This window comes from Actinoplanes philippinensis (assembly GCF_900113015.1).
Lineage (GTDB): Bacteria > Actinomycetota > Actinomycetes > Mycobacteriales > Micromonosporaceae > Actinoplanes > Actinoplanes philippinensis.
In genome coordinates, this window is sequence record NZ_FONV01000018.1 from 20,382 (window position 1) to 37,097 (window position 16,716).

General features: G+C 70.2%; 10 protein-coding genes, 3 tRNA genes and 1 pseudogene. 5 read left to right on the forward strand and 9 right to left on the reverse strand.

Annotated elements, in window-relative coordinates; translation table 11 throughout:
- Position 1 precedes the first annotated feature (1 nt).
- From BM290_RS38195 to BM290_RS38210, 4 genes are all read right to left on the reverse strand, one after another.
- Positions 2 to 304: a GNAT family N-acetyltransferase gene (locus BM290_RS38195; protein WP_093620846.1), complete on the reverse strand. Its 303-nt coding sequence runs from the start codon at positions 302 to 304 to the stop codon at positions 2 to 4.
- A 43-nt stretch (positions 305 to 347) separates the two neighbouring features.
- Positions 348 to 420 (reverse strand) — tRNA-Asn (locus BM290_RS38200).
- A 5-nt stretch (positions 421 to 425) separates the two neighbouring features.
- Positions 426 to 499 (reverse strand) — tRNA-Glu (locus BM290_RS38205).
- A gap of 11 nt (positions 500 to 510) precedes the next feature.
- Positions 511 to 584, reverse strand: a tRNA-Ile gene (locus BM290_RS38210).
- A 202-nt stretch (positions 585 to 786) separates the two neighbouring features.
- Here BM290_RS38210 and BM290_RS38215 point away from each other — a divergent pair.
- Genes BM290_RS38215 through BM290_RS38225 form a run of 3 tightly spaced genes read left to right on the forward strand, consistent with a single transcriptional unit; the run spans position 787 to position 4,319 of the window.
- Entirely contained in the window at positions 787 to 1,851 is a 1,065-nt protein-coding gene (locus tag BM290_RS38215) for a DUF4037 domain-containing protein (protein WP_093620847.1), read from the forward strand.
- Between the two features lie 57 nt (positions 1,852 to 1,908).
- Entirely contained in the window at positions 1,909 to 2,682 is a 774-nt protein-coding gene (locus BM290_RS38220) for a cyclase family protein (RefSeq protein WP_093620970.1), read from the forward strand.
- Positions 2,679 to 4,319 (forward strand): thiamine pyrophosphate-binding protein, encoded by a 1,641-nt coding sequence (locus BM290_RS38225; RefSeq protein WP_093620848.1) that lies wholly within the window; start codon positions 2,679 to 2,681, stop codon positions 4,317 to 4,319. The genes BM290_RS38220 and BM290_RS38225 overlap by 4 nt, the downstream gene beginning before the upstream one ends.
- A gap of 48 nt (positions 4,320 to 4,367) precedes the next feature.
- On the opposite strand, the gene BM290_RS38230 is transcribed toward BM290_RS38225, so the two are convergent.
- The 3 genes from BM290_RS38230 to BM290_RS38240 form a co-directional block, all read right to left on the reverse strand.
- Complete coding sequence (locus BM290_RS38230; protein WP_239144012.1) at positions 4,368 to 7,610, reverse strand: MGH1-like glycoside hydrolase domain-containing protein; 3,243 nt, start codon at positions 7,608 to 7,610, stop codon at positions 4,368 to 4,370.
- A 329-nt stretch (positions 7,611 to 7,939) separates the two neighbouring features.
- A complete protein-coding gene (locus tag BM290_RS38235; protein ID WP_093620849.1) occupies positions 7,940 to 9,379 on the reverse strand; it encodes a glycoside hydrolase family 43 protein in 1,440 nt (479 codons plus the stop codon).
- Between the two features lie 33 nt (positions 9,380 to 9,412).
- On the reverse strand, positions 9,413 to 11,839 hold the full coding sequence (locus BM290_RS38240) for a glycoside hydrolase family 127 protein (protein ID WP_093620850.1): 2,427 nt from the start codon (positions 11,837 to 11,839) through the stop codon (positions 9,413 to 9,415).
- Between the two features lie 293 nt (positions 11,840 to 12,132).
- Here BM290_RS38240 and BM290_RS38245 point away from each other — a divergent pair, with 293 nt between their 5' ends.
- On the forward strand, positions 12,133 to 12,585 hold the full coding sequence (locus BM290_RS38245) for a DoxX family protein (RefSeq protein ID WP_093620851.1): 453 nt from the start codon (positions 12,133 to 12,135) through the stop codon (positions 12,583 to 12,585).
- Positions 12,586 to 12,635: 50 nt separating this feature from the next.
- On the opposite strand, the gene BM290_RS38250 is transcribed toward BM290_RS38245, so the two are convergent.
- Complete coding sequence (locus BM290_RS38250) at positions 12,636 to 14,822, reverse strand: putative bifunctional diguanylate cyclase/phosphodiesterase (protein ID WP_143134079.1); 2,187 nt, start codon at positions 14,820 to 14,822, stop codon at positions 12,636 to 12,638.
- A gap of 227 nt (positions 14,823 to 15,049) precedes the next feature.
- On the opposite strand from BM290_RS38250, the gene BM290_RS38255 reads away from it, so the two are divergent.
- Positions 15,050 to 15,829: an NPP1 family protein gene (locus BM290_RS38255; protein WP_093620853.1), complete on the forward strand. Its 780-nt coding sequence runs from the start codon at positions 15,050 to 15,052 to the stop codon at positions 15,827 to 15,829.
- Between the two features lie 51 nt (positions 15,830 to 15,880).
- Here the strand turns inward: BM290_RS38255 and BM290_RS38260 are convergent.
- Positions 15,881 to 16,684 (reverse strand): annotated as a pseudogene (locus BM290_RS38260) (MerR family transcriptional regulator).
- Positions 16,685 to 16,716: the final 32 nt, after the last annotated feature.

Genomic DNA, 16,716 nt, shown 5'->3' on the forward strand with positions numbered 1-16,716 from the left:
ACTACTTGATGCGGCGGGTGGACCGGGCCACGAACTTGTCGTAGCCGGGGTTCTTCTCCAGCCACTCGGTCAGCAGCGGGCACATCGGCACGACGGTCCGGTTGCGGCTCCTGGCGTCCTCCATGACGGCGCGGGCCAGCAGCGCGGGGACGTCGCGGCCCTCGAAGCGGGGGTCGACAGTGGTGTGGGTGTAGACGACGATCGGCCCGGTCACCTGATACGTCAGCACACCGGCGAGCTCACCGGCCTCGTCCCGCGCTTCGAACCGTTCCTTCTCGGGCACCTCGCCCACCGTGATCGTCACCCCGCCATCCAACCACGGGGCTTCCGACCGGCTGCAGGGACCGCTCCGGCGGAAGGATTCGAACCTTCACCTGTACGCATTAACAGTGCGCTGCCCTGCCGTTGGGCGACGCCGGATCACGCAGCGCGGACGGGATTCGAACCCGCACATGTCCCGGGTGAAAGCCGGGCGACTCTACCTTTCGTCCACCGCGCCGAAATGCTGCGTGTCGCCGGGTGGGTTCGAACCACCGGCCTCCGACTTATCAGGTCGGCGCTCTGACCAGCTGAGCTACGGCGACGGGTGTGGCTTTAAACAAAAAGAAAACCGCCCTTTCCGGGTACGGAATGGGCGGCGCGAACGAACGCTGAAGCGATCTATCGGCACCGCCGGAGAATGTCTTCATTGATCGCGTTCATCTCGGTCTCCCGTTCGTCCGGTGTGCGGCTGAGAGAGACGTTAAGCCGCTCGCCGAAACCGGGCAACGCATTTATCGTGACGGCGTGCAGCCAGAATTCGTGCCCGGCCTGCGACTGTGCCGGGCCTTCTACACCGAGGCCGTCCGCCCTCTCCTGGACGAGGCGTATCCGGGACTGCCGCACGCGGCCGCCCGGATCGGGCCGGGCTCGGAGGTGCTCGGCTTCGACACGCCCCGCTCCGCCGATCACGACTGGGGGCCGCGGCTCGAGCTGTTCCTGTCGCCCGAGGACGTCGCCCGCCATGGCGCCGGCCTGTCCGCGCTGTTCACGGCACGACTGCCGAAGCAGGTCGGCGGGTGGCCGACGAACTTCGAACCGGCCGGCGCGCGGGTCCGGGTGATGACGCCGACGACCGGGCCGGTCGCGCACCGGGTGCAGATCACCGACGTGGCGGCCTGGTCGGTGCGGCAGCTCGGATTCGACGCGCGCGACGAACCCACCACCCTGGACTGGCTGGCCACGCCCACCCAGCGGCTCGCCGAGACGACCGGCGGCGAGGTGTACCACGACTCCGTGGGCGAGCTGACCGCGCTGCGGCGGCGGCTGCGCTGGTATCCGGACGACGTGTGGCGGCGGGTTCTGGCCGCCCAGTGGACACGGATCTCGCAGGAGGAGGCGTTCGTCGGGCGGGCCGCCGAAGCCGGGGACGAGCTGGGCAGCCGTATCGTCGCCGCCCGGCTGGCCCGCGACGTGATGCGGCTGACCCTGCTGCTGGCGCGACGGTTTCCGCCGTACGGCAAATGGCTCGGTAGCGCCGTCGCCGCCCTGCCGGAAGCGGCCGGCATCGTCGCCGCGCTGCACCACGCCCTCGCCGCCGATGACGCGCGGCAGCGCCAGGCCTCGCTCTGTGACGCCTACGAGGCGGCCGGTGAGTGGCAGAACCGTCTCGGCATCGCCGAGCCGGTCGACGCGACCCGGCGCCCCTACTTCGACCGGCCGTTCCCGGTGATCGGCGCGGGCCGGTTCGCCGCCGCGCTGACCGGGGAGCCGGCCGGGTTCGGCAGCGTCGACCAGTTCGCCGACAGCACCGACGTGCTCGACCATCCGGAGCTGACCCGCCGGATCATGCGGGGCGTGAGCGCCCCGTAAGGCCGAAGTCCGTCTCGATGCCTGCCGCACGGAACGCGGCGGCCGTAGGGTTTGCCGATGAGCGTTTTGAAGGCCCTGTTGTCCGGTGTCGGCGACGGCTCGATCGAGGTCGTCGATCTGACCGCGCCGCTGTCCGCGGGGACGCCGATCCTGCAGCTTCCGCCGCCGTTCGCGAACACCATCCCGTTCGGGCTGGAGGAGATCAGCCGGTACGACGACCGAGGCCCCGCCTGGTACTGGAACAACATCCACACCGGCGAGCACACCGGCACCCACTTCGACGCGCCGATCCACTGGGTGACCGGCCGCGACGGCGAGGACGTGTCCCAGGTTCCGCCGCGGCGGCTCATCGCCCCGGCCGCCGTCGTCGACGTCACCGAGCGGGCCGCCAAGGACCCCGACTTCCTGCTCGAAGTGGAGCACCTGCAGGAGTGGGAGACGGCGCACGGACCTCTTCCGCGCGGCGGGTGGCTCCTGGTCCGTACCGGATGGGATTCCCGCTCCGGTGACCAGGAGGCCTTCCTGAACGCGAACGAGACCGGTCAGCACACGCCGGGCCTCTCGGTCGAGGCCGCGAAGTGGGTCGCCGAGGAGTCGCCGGTGATCGGCATCGGGGTGGAGACCGTCGGCACCGACGCGGGCGCCGCCCACTCGTTCGACCCGCCGTTCCCGTGCCACTCCTACCTGCTGGGGGCCGGCAAGTACGGGCTCACCCAGCTGCGGAACCTGGACCGGCTGCCGCCCACCGGCGCCGTGGTGATCGCTCCCCCGCTGCCGATCACCGGCGGCTCGGGAAGCCCGGTCCGCGTCCTGGCCCTCGTGGAAAAGTGAGCGACCGGACCGTAGCCGACATCGTCGGCGAGACCCTTGCGAAACTCGGCGCCGACCTGGTCTTCGGTGTCGTCGGCAGTGGCAACTTCCACGTCACGAACGCGCTCGTCGCGCACGGCGCACGGTTCGTCGCCACCCGCCACGAGGGTGGGGCGGCGACCGCGGCCGACGCGTATGCGCGGGTCAGTGGCCGGCCCGGCGTCGTCACGGTGCATCAGGGCTGCGGGCTGACCAACGCGATGACCGGGATCGCGGAGGCGGCCAAGAGCCGGACCCCGATGGTCGTCCTGGCCGCCGAGCCGGCGGCGTCCGCGTTGCGGTCCAACTTCCGCGTCGACCAGGACGCGCTCGCGCACGCGGTCGGCGCGGTCAGCGACCGGGTGCACGGCCCGGCGTCGGCCGTCGCGGACGCGACCCGCGCGTGGCGGACCTCGGTGCTCGACCGGCGCACGGTCGTGCTCAACCTGCCGCTGGACGTGCAGGCCGCGACCGCCGAGCCGGCCGAGGTCCCGCCCGCCCCGGCGAGTCAGCCGCCCCGCGCGTCCGACGATGCGGTGACCGCTCTTGCCCATCTACTCCGGGGCGCCGAACGGCCGGTGTTCATCGCCGGGCGGGGCGCGGTCACGGCGGGCTCCGAGCTGGCGGAGCTGGCGGCGGTGTCGGGCGCGCTGCTGGCGACGTCGGCTGCGGCCAAGGGGCTGTTCGCCGGCGACGAGTGGAATCTGGACGTCTCCGGCGGGTTCGCCACGCCGCTGGCGGCCGAGCTGATCCGCTCGGCGGACGTCGTCATCGCCTGGGGCGCGTCGCTCACCATGTGGACCACCCGGCACGGGTCGCTGATCGGCCCGGACGCGGTGGTCGTCCAGGTCGATGTGGACCCCACCGCCTTCGGCGCCCACCACCGCCTCGACCTGGGCGTCTGCGGCGACGCACGATTGACGGCGATCGCCGTGGCCGCCGCGCTCCCCGGCCGGCGGGAGGCCTTCCGGACCGCGGCGGTACGAGCGGAGCTGCGCGACCGGGGACGCTGGCGTGACGTCGCGTTCGACGACACCGGCGACGACAGCCGCATCGACCCGCGGACCCTCGCCATCGGCCTGGACGACCTGCTTCCCGCCGAGCGGGTCATCGCCGTCGACTCGGGCAACTTCATGGGATATCCGTCGATGTTCCTGTCCGTTCCGGATCATCACGGGTTCGTGTTCACGCAGGCGTTCCAGTCGATCGGGCTGGGGCTGGCCAGTGCGCTCGGGGCGGCCCTCGCCAGCCCGGGACGGCTGCCGGTCGCGGCGTGCGGTGACGGCGGGTTCCTGATGGGCATCGCCGAGCTCGACACGATCCGGCGGCTCGGGCTCGGCATGCTGATCGTGGTGTGGAACGACGAGGCGTACGGGGCCGAGGTGCACCACTTCGGGCCGGCCGGGCATCCGCTCGCCACGGTGGTGTTCCCGGAGACGGATCTCGCCGCCGTGGCCCGTGGACACGGGTGCGCGGCGGTCACCGTACGCACGCCGGAAGATCTTGATCCGGTCCGGGAATGGCTGGCCGGGCCCCGGGACGTGCCGCTGGTGATCGACGCGAAGGTCACCGCCGACCAGCCGTCGTGGTGGCTGGAGGAGGCGTTCCGCGGCCACTGACGGCAGGGCCCGGTGATCAGTGCGGTCACCGGGCCCTGCCGTCTCCGGTCAGCTCGCGAAGGCCTTCACCTCCAGCAGTCCGACGGAGGCGGCGCCGCTGGTCAGGGCCACCCGGAGCCGGGTGGTGCTGACCTGGCCGAAGGTGACGGTGTTGTACTGGCCGCCCGCGACGGGGTAGCCGCCGGCCGACGGCACGTCCACGTAGGCGGCGCCGTTCCAGTACTGGAGCTTCCACGACGCGGGCAGATCGATGCCCTGGCCGTCGTCGAAGAAGTACACCTGGGCGGAGCGCAGGTTCTGTGCCGCCGGCCAGGTCAGCTCGGCCCACTGCTCGCCCTGGTTGGGCCAGGTCCCCCAGCGCGGGTTCACGGTGTCGTTCGACGACGGTGGGTCGATGCCGTCGTTGATGGCCGCGACGCTCTCCCACGATGACGTGTACGAGGCGCTGGGTGTCGCCGCGGTCGCCAGGTTGGGGTTCGGATCCGGCGGTACGGTGCTCTGGCCGTACACCTTGATCTCGGTCAGTCCGGTCTTGGATGTTCCGGACGGCTGCGTGAACTGGACCCGCAACCGTGTCGTGCTGACCCCGGTGAAGGTGACCCTGTTGAAGTTGGACTGCGGCGTGCCGGGCGTCTTGACCTGGGCGGCGGCGTTGACCCACGCGCTGCCGTTCCAGTACTGGACGTTGTAGGCGGTGGGCGGCCGGTACCGGTTGCCGGCGCGGTCGTTGCGGAAGTAGAGCCAGGCCTCGTCGACGGTACGGGCGGTGCTGCCGAAGTTGAGCTCGTACCAGTCGGTGGCGTTGGCGCTGCCGTAACTTCCCCACAGCGGAGCGTTGGTGGGCAGCCCGTCGATCGCGCCGGTCACCGAGGTGCCGGAGGTGGTGTACGACGCCGACGCGGTCGCTCCGGCGGCCAGGTCGGGCCGGGTCGAGGTGAGGTCGACGCCCGCCTTGGCGAAGATGTCGACCACCCGCGACCCGCTCTGCACCACGTTCTGCGGCGCCTGCAACGACGCGAACGCCGTGCTGAACGCGACGGTCCCGGTGGTGGTGACCGCGCCGGTCGCCGGGTTGTAGGTGAACGGGATCAGCTGGTTGAGGGTGGCGACCCGGGTCCCGTTCAGGTAGATCGAATATCCCTGCGGCACCCCGGGGTACCGGGTCACGCCGTCGGCCGGGTCGTCCCAGACGATCGACAGGTCGGCGTTGCGGTAACGCAGGTTGTTCACCGCGAAGTGGCTCCACCCGATGGCGATCGGCGACAGCTGGATCTGGGCGTCGTTGCGCGGCCGGAGCCCGGCGACGTCCTCGATGATCGTCCAGTTGCTGCTGCCGAGGATGTTGTGGTGGATCCACGAGCGGTACGTGATGGCGCTGCCGTTCCAGTCGGCCCAGAACTCGTTGGCGTCCGGCCAGTTGGTGTCCCCGCCGACGTACTGCGCCCAGGCGTTCCAGTAGAGCAGCTTCTTGTAGTCGTCGTTGGTCATCCAGGTGTTGGGGTAGTTGCGCAGCACCGACGAGTAGAGCCGGAACTGCACCGTGGAGTTGATGGTGGAGAAGTTGTTGCTGCCCGGGTTGCCGGCGGCCGCGGCGGCTGCCTTGTCGACCTGGTTGGCGGTGTAGAACGGGAAGATCGGGTACTGGGCGGGGTCGGCGAACAGGCGCAGCGCCTCCCGGTACTGCGCGGTGTTGGGCATCAGCCCGACCGAGTACGGGTAGTAGTTGTTGATCTCCTTCCACGGCACGAACGCGTTGGTGGAGACATGTTTGTGCTCCAGCAGCTGCCGGTCCGGGTTCCACAGCGTGGAGATCACGCCGTTGCGGATCCGGTCGGCGAGCGTCTGCATCTCGGCGGCCTTGGCCGTGTTCCCGGCCAGCGTGTAGGCGTCGCGGGCGGCGTTGGCGGCGCTCCACACGTAGGCGCTCTCGGCGCGGTCCAGGTTGCCGGCCCGCCAGTGGAACGACACGGCGTCGGCGTCGTTGCCGGTCATCGCGCCCCAGTCGTACTCGATGACGCCGTTGTTGTTGGTGTCGTAGGTGGCGAGCTGGCCCTTGGCGTCACCCTCGGCGTAACGGGCGAAGTTGGTCAGCATCGCCGGCTGCCCGCCGTGGATCTGGTAGGCGCGCCACGCCGCCTCGGCGATGTACTGGGTGTACGAGTTCGACCAGTTCTCCGGGTCGCCCGGGTTGTCGACGAAGCGGCCGTTCGCCGAGTACTGGCCGACCGCCAGGTACGGGCCGTAGGAGTACTCCGGGCTGCGCAGGTACTTCAGGTCGTCGATGTGCATCGGCTGGGTGAGCGCGATCGCGTTGTTGTAGCCGGTCACGCCCTCGATCGACTGCGGGAACTGGAAGTCCTGCCCGGGGATGTCGGCGTCGAGGTGGTTGAAGCGCATCAGCCACCAGCGGTAGTAGATGTTCTTCTTGATCGCCGCGTCCGGCACGTCGATGTAGGGCACGTTGTCGGCCCACCACCTGTTGTAGGCGCGGACGTGCGTCGCGAACGCGTCGGCGGGGGTCCGGGCCCGGTAGGCGTCGTACTCGGTGCGTGACGCCGGGATCTCGGTGGCGACCCAGCCCAGCTGCACCTTGACCGTGACCGTCTGTCCCGCGGCGACCGTCACCGATCGGCTGAGCGCGCCGTTGGCGGCGGTGAACCCGTCGCCGGAGAACCGCGGGTAGAGGGTCGTCAGGTTGTTCTTCACGGCGCGGGTGCCGGTCAGTTCGGCGCCGGTCACGGTGGTCGCGTAGGGCGACGTGGCGTTCAGCGTCAGCGTCGTCGAGGCGCTGCCGTTGTTGACCACGGCGACGTTGGTGACCAGCACGTTGTTGTCGGTGATGAACTTCGTGACGTCGAGCCGGAGCGAGCCGCTCGTGTGCACGCTGCGCCAGTGGCTGGGGGTCTGCCGGCGCTGGGCGGCCTGTTCGGTGAAGGTGCCGGTGGAGGCCGTGATCGCGTAGGCGTTCTGACTGGAGATGTTGTCCCAGTAGGCGGCGTTGCCACCGAAACCGATCACCGACGGGTTGTGCGTGTTCATGTACGCGGCCCGTCCGCGCGTCATCAGCCAGGTGCCGGCCGGGTCGTTGCCGGTGCGGGCGAGCAGGCGGTCCATCCAGAAGTCGGTACCGCTCGACTCGGCGTCGTAGATGGCGCGCATCGTGTCGCCGGTGGAGTAGCCGACCGGCGGCGCCGGAATCGACCCGGCGTTGCCGAAGACCGGAAACCCGATGGTCTGCGCAGCGAGGGCCGGCTGCGGGTGGACCGACAGCGAGGCCACGATCAACGTCAAACTCAGGGTGTACGCCCACGCGCGCCGTATGGTGCGGAGCACCCGAACGGCCGGCCGTGGTGTGCCGAAAAGTCCCCGCAAGCCCGGCCTCGCCAACCGCGGCCTAGCCAACCCCGGCCCCGTCAGCCTCAGCCCCGGCCCCGTCAAGCCCGTCCCCGTCAGCCTCAGCCCCGGCCCCGGCCCCGGCGCCGGCCCCGACCCCGACCCCGTCAAGTCCGGCTCCGTCGGACCCGTCCCCGTCAAGTCCGGCTCCGTCGGACCCGTCCCCGTCAAGTCCGGCTCCGTCGGACCCGTCCCCGTCCAGCCGCGCCGCGTCGAACCCCGCCGGCTCATGACCGGAACGCCTTCCACTCGAGGACGCCCGTCGACAGTCCACTGCGAGAGGTGATCTGCAGGCGCAGCCGCGTCGTGTTGACTGCACTGGTGAACGTGTTGACGTTCTCAACATTGCCCGCGACGCCACATGTTGACTGCAGTTGAACTGGTACATATTGACTGCCGTTCCAGTACTCCAGTGCACATGACGCCGGCAGATCGATGCCCTGGTTGTCGTCGAACCAGTAGACCGAACTCTTGTTGATCGACTGCGCGGTCGGCCATGTGTACTCGATCCACTGCGTGCCCTGTTGCGGCCAGTTGCCGTAGGCAAGGTTCGACCGGTCCTGCGAGTTCGCCGGCGTCCCGCCGTTGTTGATCGCGGCGAGGCTCTCCCACGACGACACATAGGACGTCGACGCGGTGGCTGACGGTGCGATGTTGGTCCCGCTGCCGCCACCTCCACCACCCGGGTTCGGCGGCGGCCCGGTGGTCGTCTGCACGACCGGCTGGATCGTCCCGTCAGCGTTGAAGTACAGCCGGTCGACCGCCACCGACCTGCGGAAGTTGCCACCGCCGGGCGCGTTCGCGTTGTGGTAGACGATGTACCACTGACCGTTGAACTCGACGATTCCCGCGTGGTTGGTCGTGGACGACACCTGTCCGAGCACCACACCGCGGTGGGTCCACGGCCCCATCGGGTTGCTCGCGGTGGCGTACCGCTGGCAGGCGTAGTTGGAGTCGGTGACACAGCCACTGGTGTCGTTGGCGGCGTACATCATGTAGTAGAGGCCGTTGCGTTTGAACATCCACGGGGCCTCCCAGTAGTTGGTGAGCCCCGTCGGCGTGACGACCGGCCCGACCGTGTCGATCATGTTGCTGGCCAGGCGCACGGCACGCGGTCCCCAGTAGCCGCCCCAGTACATGTAGGCCTGCCCGTCGTCGTCGACGAAGACGGTGGGGTCGATGTTGAGGCCGGACGAGTTGGCGGTGCTGTCGCTGATCAGCGGCCCGCCCTTGGCGTCGGTGAACGGGCCGAGCGGGCTGTCACCGACGGCGACGCCGATGTTCATCCAGCCGGCGCCGTTGCCGTTGATCGACGTGTACCAGTAGTACTTCCCGTTGCGCGGTTCGACCTCGCCGGCCCACGCGTCGGCGCCGGCCCACGGGAACGTCGCGATGGTGGCGCGGGCGCCGTTGTCGGTCCAGTTCGCCGCGTCGGTGGACGACAGCACGTGCCATTCGCGCATCACGAAGTTGCTGCCGCCGGTCGGCGCCTCGTCACGGCCGGCGTGGATGTACATGGTGTTGCCGACGACCAGGGGCGCGGGGTCGGCGGTGTAGATGCTGGTGATGATCGGGTTGGCGGCCTGCGAGGGGGTGGCGACGGCTGTCGCCGCGACCGCGGTGACCAGCGCGCTGAGCAGCGCCGCTGATCGTCTTCTTCGGGACATCGAACTGCCTCTCTCACTGTCCGGTGGAAATGTTCACTGTCCGGTGGAAAACAGTTGAGCGACCTCGGCCGCGGACAGCGCCCGGCTGTGGATCCGGAATCCGTCCACGGCGGCGGTCAGATACGGATCGGTGGCGTACTGGGAGCGGCCGATCCAGTTCTGGGTGGTCGACGGCAACGCGGACGGGCGTACCGTGAGGGCGGTGTTGCGGGCGACCTCGGCGCCGTTGACGTAGAGGACGCCGAGGTCGCCGGTGTGGGTGACGGCGACGTGGGTCCACGCGCCGGTGGGGAGCGCGGCCGGGGCGTTGATGCGCTGTTCGGCGCCGGAGCCGCCGGTGCTGATCGCGTAGCGGGCGGTCCCGGAGCTGCTGCGCGGGGTGAGGAACAGGTAGGCGCCGGTGCCGGTGCCGAAGTCGAACACCCGGGTCCAGCTGGCGGCGGCGTCGATGCGGAGCCAGGTGGCGATGGTGAACGCGGTGACACCGGCCAGGATCCCGCCGGGCAGGCTGACGTATCCGTTGGCGCCGTTGAGCAGGACCGCGTTGCCGCTGCGCCCGGCGGTGCGGGTGACGCCGCCGATCAGGGCGCCGTTCCAGCCGTTGCCGGTGGCGTCGGCCGCGACGGTCCCGGACGTCTCGTCGAACGGGTAGCGCGCCTCTTTCGGAGCCGTGCCCGTGACGTCCCAGTAGACCGAATAGCGCTGGCCGTGTGTCTTGTAGAACGGCCGCAGCAGGACCGATCCGGCGGTGTACTCCAGTGGTGTGCCGGTCGCGGTCAGCGTGCCGGGGTCGAGGGCCGGCAGGCTGCTCAGGTTGCTGGTGCCGAACTGGCCGGCCAGCACGATCGGCCCGTGTCGGACGGCACGCACCGACGGGTTGTCCGGAGCGGCTTCCAGGGTGAGGGCCATCGGGAGGCTGACATCGACGACGTCGCCGGTGGTCCAGGTCCGATTGATCGAGAGGTACGTCCCGGGCGCCGGCGTGCCGGTGGGGACGCCGTTGACGCGCACCTGGGCGCCGCTGGTCCACGACGGGATGCGGATCCGCACGTCGAGGACACCGGCGCCGGCGGTGACGGTGAGCCGTGTGGACGGGCTCTCCGGATACGTGGTGTCCTGCCGGATCGTGACGCCTTGACTTGACCAGATCAATGTTGACGCGATGTACAGATTGACGTAGAGCGTCGTGTTGACTTGGAAGTAGATGCTGTCGACGAACTTGGTGTTCGTCTCCATGCCGGTGCCGTGGCAGCAGGTGAAGTTGTCGTAGTCGTTGCTGTACGTCTTGATTCCGCCGGCCCGCAACGGCACGTAGTAACAGTGGTGCCCGTGCGCCGAGTTCGGATTCTGCGCGCCGAGCAGGTGGTTGTAGAGCGCCTTCTCGTAGAAGTCCATGAACTCGGCGGCCCGAGACGGGTCGGTGAAGAACAGTTGCCGGGTCAGCTTGAGCATGTTGTACGTGTTGCAGCACTCGCACGTGGTGTCGGAGAGCTCCGACGCGATCCGGTTCGGCGCCTGGAAGTACTCGCCGTTGGAGTTGCCGCCGATCGCGTACGAGTGCTGGCGTACCACGAAGTTCCAGAAGTTGACGGCGATGTCGCGGTACCGGGTGTCGCCGGTCGCGTGGTATCCGCGGATCGCCGCGATCGCCTTCGGGATCTGTGTGTTGGCGTGGAACCCGGCGAGCGCGTCGACCCCGGCGGCGAGCGGGTCGAGCACCTGGGCGTGATCGAAGTACTGGGCGGTGAACAGGTGCACCGGGTCGTCGGTGAGCTGGTAGAGGTTGAACAGGGTTTCGCCGATGCCGCCAAACTCGACGCGCAGCATCTGCTGGCGCTGGACGTGGGTGAGCCGGCTGTTGCGAGCCTGCACCCAGGCGGCCTTGCGCTGCAGGACGGCGAGGGCCTGGGCGCTGCCGGTTAGCAGGTGCCAGTCGAGCAGGCCCTGCACGATCTTGTGGAGGGTGTAATACGGCGCCCACACCTGCTGGCCGGTCTCGACCCGGTCGATGAACGACTCGGGGAAGGCGGAGAGGAAGCCGTTCGGGCGCTGGCAGAGCGCCAGCTGTGCGACGAGGTAGTCGCCTTTGGACCGGTAGGTGGCGTCGCCGGTGCTCGCCCAGGCCTGGGCGAGCGCGCTGAGCACGTGCCCGATGGAGTGGCCGCGCAGTTCGGTGGTGGGTGACTCCCAGCCGCCGCACGGGGTGGCCGACGACGACAGGCCGGCCGTCACCCGGAACATGTGCAGCAGCCGGTCGGCGTCGAGGAAGCGCAGGTAGCTCTGGGTGCGTCCGGCGTTGTCGGCGAACGGGCCGGCGTCGAGGCGGACGGCGGTGAGCGGGAACGGATACGCCGAGACGCCGGCGTCGAGGCGGGCGGCGCGGGCCGGTGACGGGGGCAGCAGAACACCCGCGGCCCCGGCGGCGCCGGCGATCAGGACGGTACGACGGTTGAAACGCATGAGGACACCTCTGCAATCGAGTCATGTCGATGCATGGGAAGCGGAGGCGCCCGGGAAAGATGCAGCGTGCGACACCCCTGAGCGGCCTCGGCGGACCCGCCCCCGTGATGCGGCTCGCCTGCGGCACACGCTGCCTTACGAAAACGTTTTCGGCAAGATGTAAGGCAGGTTACGGCGAGATTTCGGTGAGCCTGGACTCTTAGGCGAAATTTATGATCTTCTATCTTCTACGAAACCCGGAGCGCCTAGGGTGAATCTCCAGATTGTCCACTTCGGCGACAGAGGAGCATCTATTGTCTACCCCGCGCGTGAACGAGATCACCTGGCTGCTGTTCCGGGTCGTCGTCGGTCTGCTCTTCACCTGCCACGGGCTCGCGTCCGTGTTCGGCCTGCTCGGTGGCAGCCGGGGCACGGGCGAGCCGGTCGCGGTCGGCCTGTGGCCCAACTGGTATGCCGGTCTCATCCAGCTCGTCTGCGGTGCGCTGGTCCTGGTCGGGCTCGGCACCCGCCCGGCCGCGATCCTGGCGTCCGGATCGATGGCGTACGCCTACTTCGTGGTGCACCAGCCGGAGGGCCTGATGCCGATCGAGAACGGCGGCGTCACCCCCGCCCTGTACGCCTGGTCGTTCCTGCTGATCGCCGTCGTCGGCGGCGGGCCCTGGTCGATCGACGCGCTGATCCGCAACCAGCGCGCCTCGGACCCCGCCGTCACCGAGCCGAAGGCGACCGCGAAGGCAACCGCCTGACGAGAGAAGGCCGCACGAGACACAGCGGGACCCTGGTGGCCAGGGGACGGTCAGGCCGCCAGGTCCCGCTGTCGCTCGACCAGGGCGGCGACCTCCTCCGGCGGCACCGGCCGGGAGTACAGGTAGCCCTGCCCCCGCTCCGAGCCGAGAGCCAGCAGCTCGGCGGCCTGGACGTCGGTCTCGATCCCCTCGGCCACGGTGGTCAGCCGAAGGATCTGGGCCAGCCGGATCACCGCCTCGGCGATCGCCGCGCCCTCGCCGGTGCCGTCCAGCCGCGCCACGAAACCACGGTCGATCTTGAGGACGTCGACCGGCAGGCGGGTCAGGTACTGCAGGGACGAGTAGCCCGTACCGAAGTCGTCGATGGCGATCCGGACCCCCGCGGACCGCAACCGTCGCAGCGCCGCGACCTCGACGGCTTCCTCGACCATCGCCGACTCGGTCACCTCGACGATCAGGTTCCGCGCGGGCACCCCGGCCCGTTCCAGCGCGCCGAGCACCTCCCGGGCCAGGTGCGGCTCCTGCAGCTGGCGCGGCGAGACGTTGACGGTCACGGTCAGGTCGGCGCCGGCCTCGCGCCACGCGGCCACCTGCTGGATCGCCTGTTCGAGCACCCACCGGCCGATGCCGACGATCTCGCCGGACCGTTCGGCGACCGGGATGAAGGCGGACGGCGAGATCGCCCCGTGCAGCGGGTGCCGCCAGCGCAGCAGCGCCTCGGCGGCGACCACCCGCCCGCTGGCCAGGTCGACGATCGGCTGGTAGAGGACGGTGAGCTCGTCACGCTGCTGGGCGCCTTCGAGCGCTTCGGCGAGGGCCGCGTCCACCGCCCGGCGGTCGTTCATCGACAGCTCGTGGATGGCGAAGGTCGACGCCGGTGACCGGACCGCGTGGCTCATCGCGATCTCGGCGTTGCGCAGGACGGTCTTGGCGGGCTCGCCGATCCGGGCGACCGCCACGCCGATCGAGCACCGCAGGTCGTCGTCGTCCGCGGCGGCGAGGATCCGCTGCGCCGCGATGGTCGCCTCGGCGGCCACGCCCGCGTCGGTGAGCAGCACCCCGAAGGCGGCCGGGCCGATCCGCGCCACCAGGTCGTCGGCGCGGACGTTACGCCGCAGGATGCCGGACATGCGGTGCTGGTCCCTCGGCTCGGCCACCGCGATGACCAGGACGGCGAACGGCTCGCGTCCGCGGACCACGGCGGCGAGCGCCTCCTTGAGCGCGGCCCGGGTGGCGAGCCCGGTCTCCGGATCGCGGCCGGCCCGCGCCCGGCTGGTCCGCAGCGACAGCCAGTAGCGGAACGTCACCGCGGCCAGCATCGCGGCCATCGCGACGACCAGGCCGCTCCAGCGCTGCCAGCCGGAGGTCCGGACGATCACCACGAGCAGCAGCGCCACGCCGGTGACCAGCGCGGCGAGCGGGAGGTAGGCGACCCACCGGGGCGGGTCGGCCCGGCGGGCCCGGTCGGTGACGCTGCCGATGCCGGACGCCGACATCAGCGGGGAGAGCGTGAGCAGCAGGTGGGCGGTCACCACGAGGGCGCCGCCGGACGGTTCGACCAGGCGTTCCACGCCGCCCGGCAGGCTGGTCGCCCACCTCGTGTCGGCGAGGATGGCCAGCACCATCCCGCTGATCAGCACGGTGATCGGGTCACGCCAGTGGTTGACCATGCCACGCAGCAGCATCGCGGCGATCGCCATGGCCAGCATGAGGTCGGCGACGAGCAGGCCGCCGACGATGCTCCAGGCCGCGCCGGACCGGCCGGACATCAGCGCCGGATCCAGGCCGGCGAACCAGACCACCATCACCGCGGCCGCGCCGACCGCCACCATCTCGGCGGCGAACGCCTGCCGGTGCGGCCCGCTGAGCCGCAGCAGCGGGCCGATCACCGTCGAGAACCCGAGCAGCGCCATGCCGCCGACGTGTGTCGCCACCGCGGCCCACCACAGCCAGGCGGGCCCACCGGCCAGCCAGGCCGTCAGCGCCACCGCGTTGCCCACGCCGAGCCCGCGGGCGACCGCGGCGATCCGGCAGGGCAGCGCGTTGAGGCCGAGCCGGGCGACCCGGGTCAGGTAGTGGACGCCGAACGCGTCGAGCACGGCCAGCGAGATGCCCAGGATCATCGGATACCAGGACGGGACGATCCAGCCGGCGACCTGGGCCGGGAGGATGGCGGCGAGGGGCAGCAGCACACGACGGGGCACCGGCCTCGCGCGTACCACCGAACTCCGCCTCACCTCCGCACTGTCGGCGAGCGCCGGCGGTAGATGAGACAAACTCTTGCCCCGCGGGGCCGGAAGCCTCAAGCTGATCGATTGTTACCGGCGGGTAAGCCGCCGGCCGATCGCGGTTGTGGTGTTCGCCGAGCGTTGATCCCCGCGCAGCCCGGTGGACGCCTCATCACCCGGGCGGCCGTGCGGAAATTCGGCGGAACGATTCCCCCCGATCGATACCGAGGAGTCCGATGTCCCCCACTGCTCCCCGCCGCCGGGCGTTGCGTTCGGCGGTCGTCGCCGGCAGCGCGCTCGCCGTCCTGGCCGTCACGGCCGCTCCGGCGTTGGCCGCTCCCCCGGCCGAGCTGCCCGGCAACGCCGAGGCGATCGAGACCAAGTGGCAGCCGGCGTACGACTACGACACCGACGGCTGCTACCCGACCCCGGCGATCGGCCCGACCGGCGTCGTCAACGGCGGGCTCAAACCGACCGGCTCGCTCAGCGGCGACTGCCACGACAACGCCGACCTGGACAACACCAACGGGTATTCGCGGTACAAGTGCAACAACGGGTGGTGCGCCATCGCGTACGGCCTGTACTTCGAGAAGGACCAGGCCCTGCCCAACAGCTCGATCGGCGGGCACCGGCACGACTGGGAGCACGTCGTGGTCTGGGTGCAGAACGACGTGGCCAAGTACGTCTCCACCTCGGCGCACGGCGACTTCGACATCGCGGCGGCGAGCAGCGTGCGGTGGACCGGCAACCACCCGAAGATCGTCTACCACAAGGACGGGGTGGGCACGCACGCGTTCCGGCTGGCCGGCACCGGCGACGAGCCGCCGGAGAACGGTTACGCCGCGTGGCAGTACCCGTCGCTGGTCGGCTGGAACGGCTTCCCGTCCACCGCCATCCGCACCACGCTGAGCAACTACGACTTCGGCAGCGCCAACTTCGGGCTCAAGGACGCCGGCTTCGTCAACCTGATCACCGAGGCGATGCCGGCCGGCATCACCTTCAACCCCTCGGCCTGAGGTACGCCGTCCGCCCCGCCTGCCACGGGCGGGGCGGACGACGGTCACCGATCAGTTGCCGGATCCACTGCTCTCGATCGGGAACTGCACCTCGGTGAGCAGGTCGGCGGGCGCGACGGTCTGCGGGTCGTTGAGGTAGATCTCCCGTGGCGGGCCCGCGGGCCGGCGCCCGTTCTCCTCGATCCAGGCGGTCACCGCGTGGTACGCCGGGGAGATCTCCGGGTAGGGGCCACGGTGGACGGTCGACGCGACGATGCAGCCGGGCATCTGCGGGAACCCGGCGGCGGGCACGCAGATCTCCACGTCGCCTTCGGTGACCTCGTCGATGACGTCGTGGTAGACGACGAAGGGCGCGCCGTTCGGGGACGCTCCGGCCGTACCGATGACTCCGACGACCGCGCCGAAGCCCTCCCGGACGGCCTCGCCGATGGTGGCCAGGCCGGCCCGTCGCGTCACACTCGCCACCGTGACCGGCGGGACCACCTTGACCGTCACCTCGTAGGGCATGAGGTTTCCTCCTCGATCGATGAGACGTTCGAGGAACCGCAGCATCCGCTCCTGCTCGGCGAGCCGGGCCCGCAGCCGCTCCCGGTGCGCCGCGAGACGCTTCCCGACCAGCTCCGGATCGTCGTCGGCGAGCAGGTCGCGGATCTCCCCGACCGGCATGCCGACCGCCCGTAGCACCCGGATCGCCTCGGCCCGAGCCGCCTATCCCCGCCGGTAGTAGCGGTATCCGGACGACGGATCCACCCATGCCGGCACGATCAGCCCCTGCTCGGCGTAGAAGCGCAGCGCCTTGATCGACAACCTGCTCATCCGAGAGAAACGACCGATGGGGATCAGGTCTTTCGCCACGGTTCCTCCTTCATGACCCAACGCTCGGATCT

Bases quoted from the DNA above. Each gene is read 5' to 3' on its own strand.
- BM290_RS38240 (WP_093620850.1), bottom strand. From the start codon at position 11,839: ATGCGTTTCAACCGTCGTACCGTCCTGATCGCCGGCGCCGCCGGGGCC.
- BM290_RS38235 (WP_093620849.1), bottom strand. From the start codon at position 9,379: ATGTCCCGAAGAAGACGATCAGCGGCGCTGCTCAGCGCGCTGGTCACC.
- BM290_RS38255 (WP_093620853.1), top strand. From the start codon at position 15,050: ATGTCCCCCACTGCTCCCCGCCGCCGGGCGTTGCGTTCGGCGGTCGTC.
- BM290_RS38220 (WP_093620970.1), top strand. From the start codon at position 1,909: ATGAGCGTTTTGAAGGCCCTGTTGTCCGGTGTCGGCGACGGCTCGATC.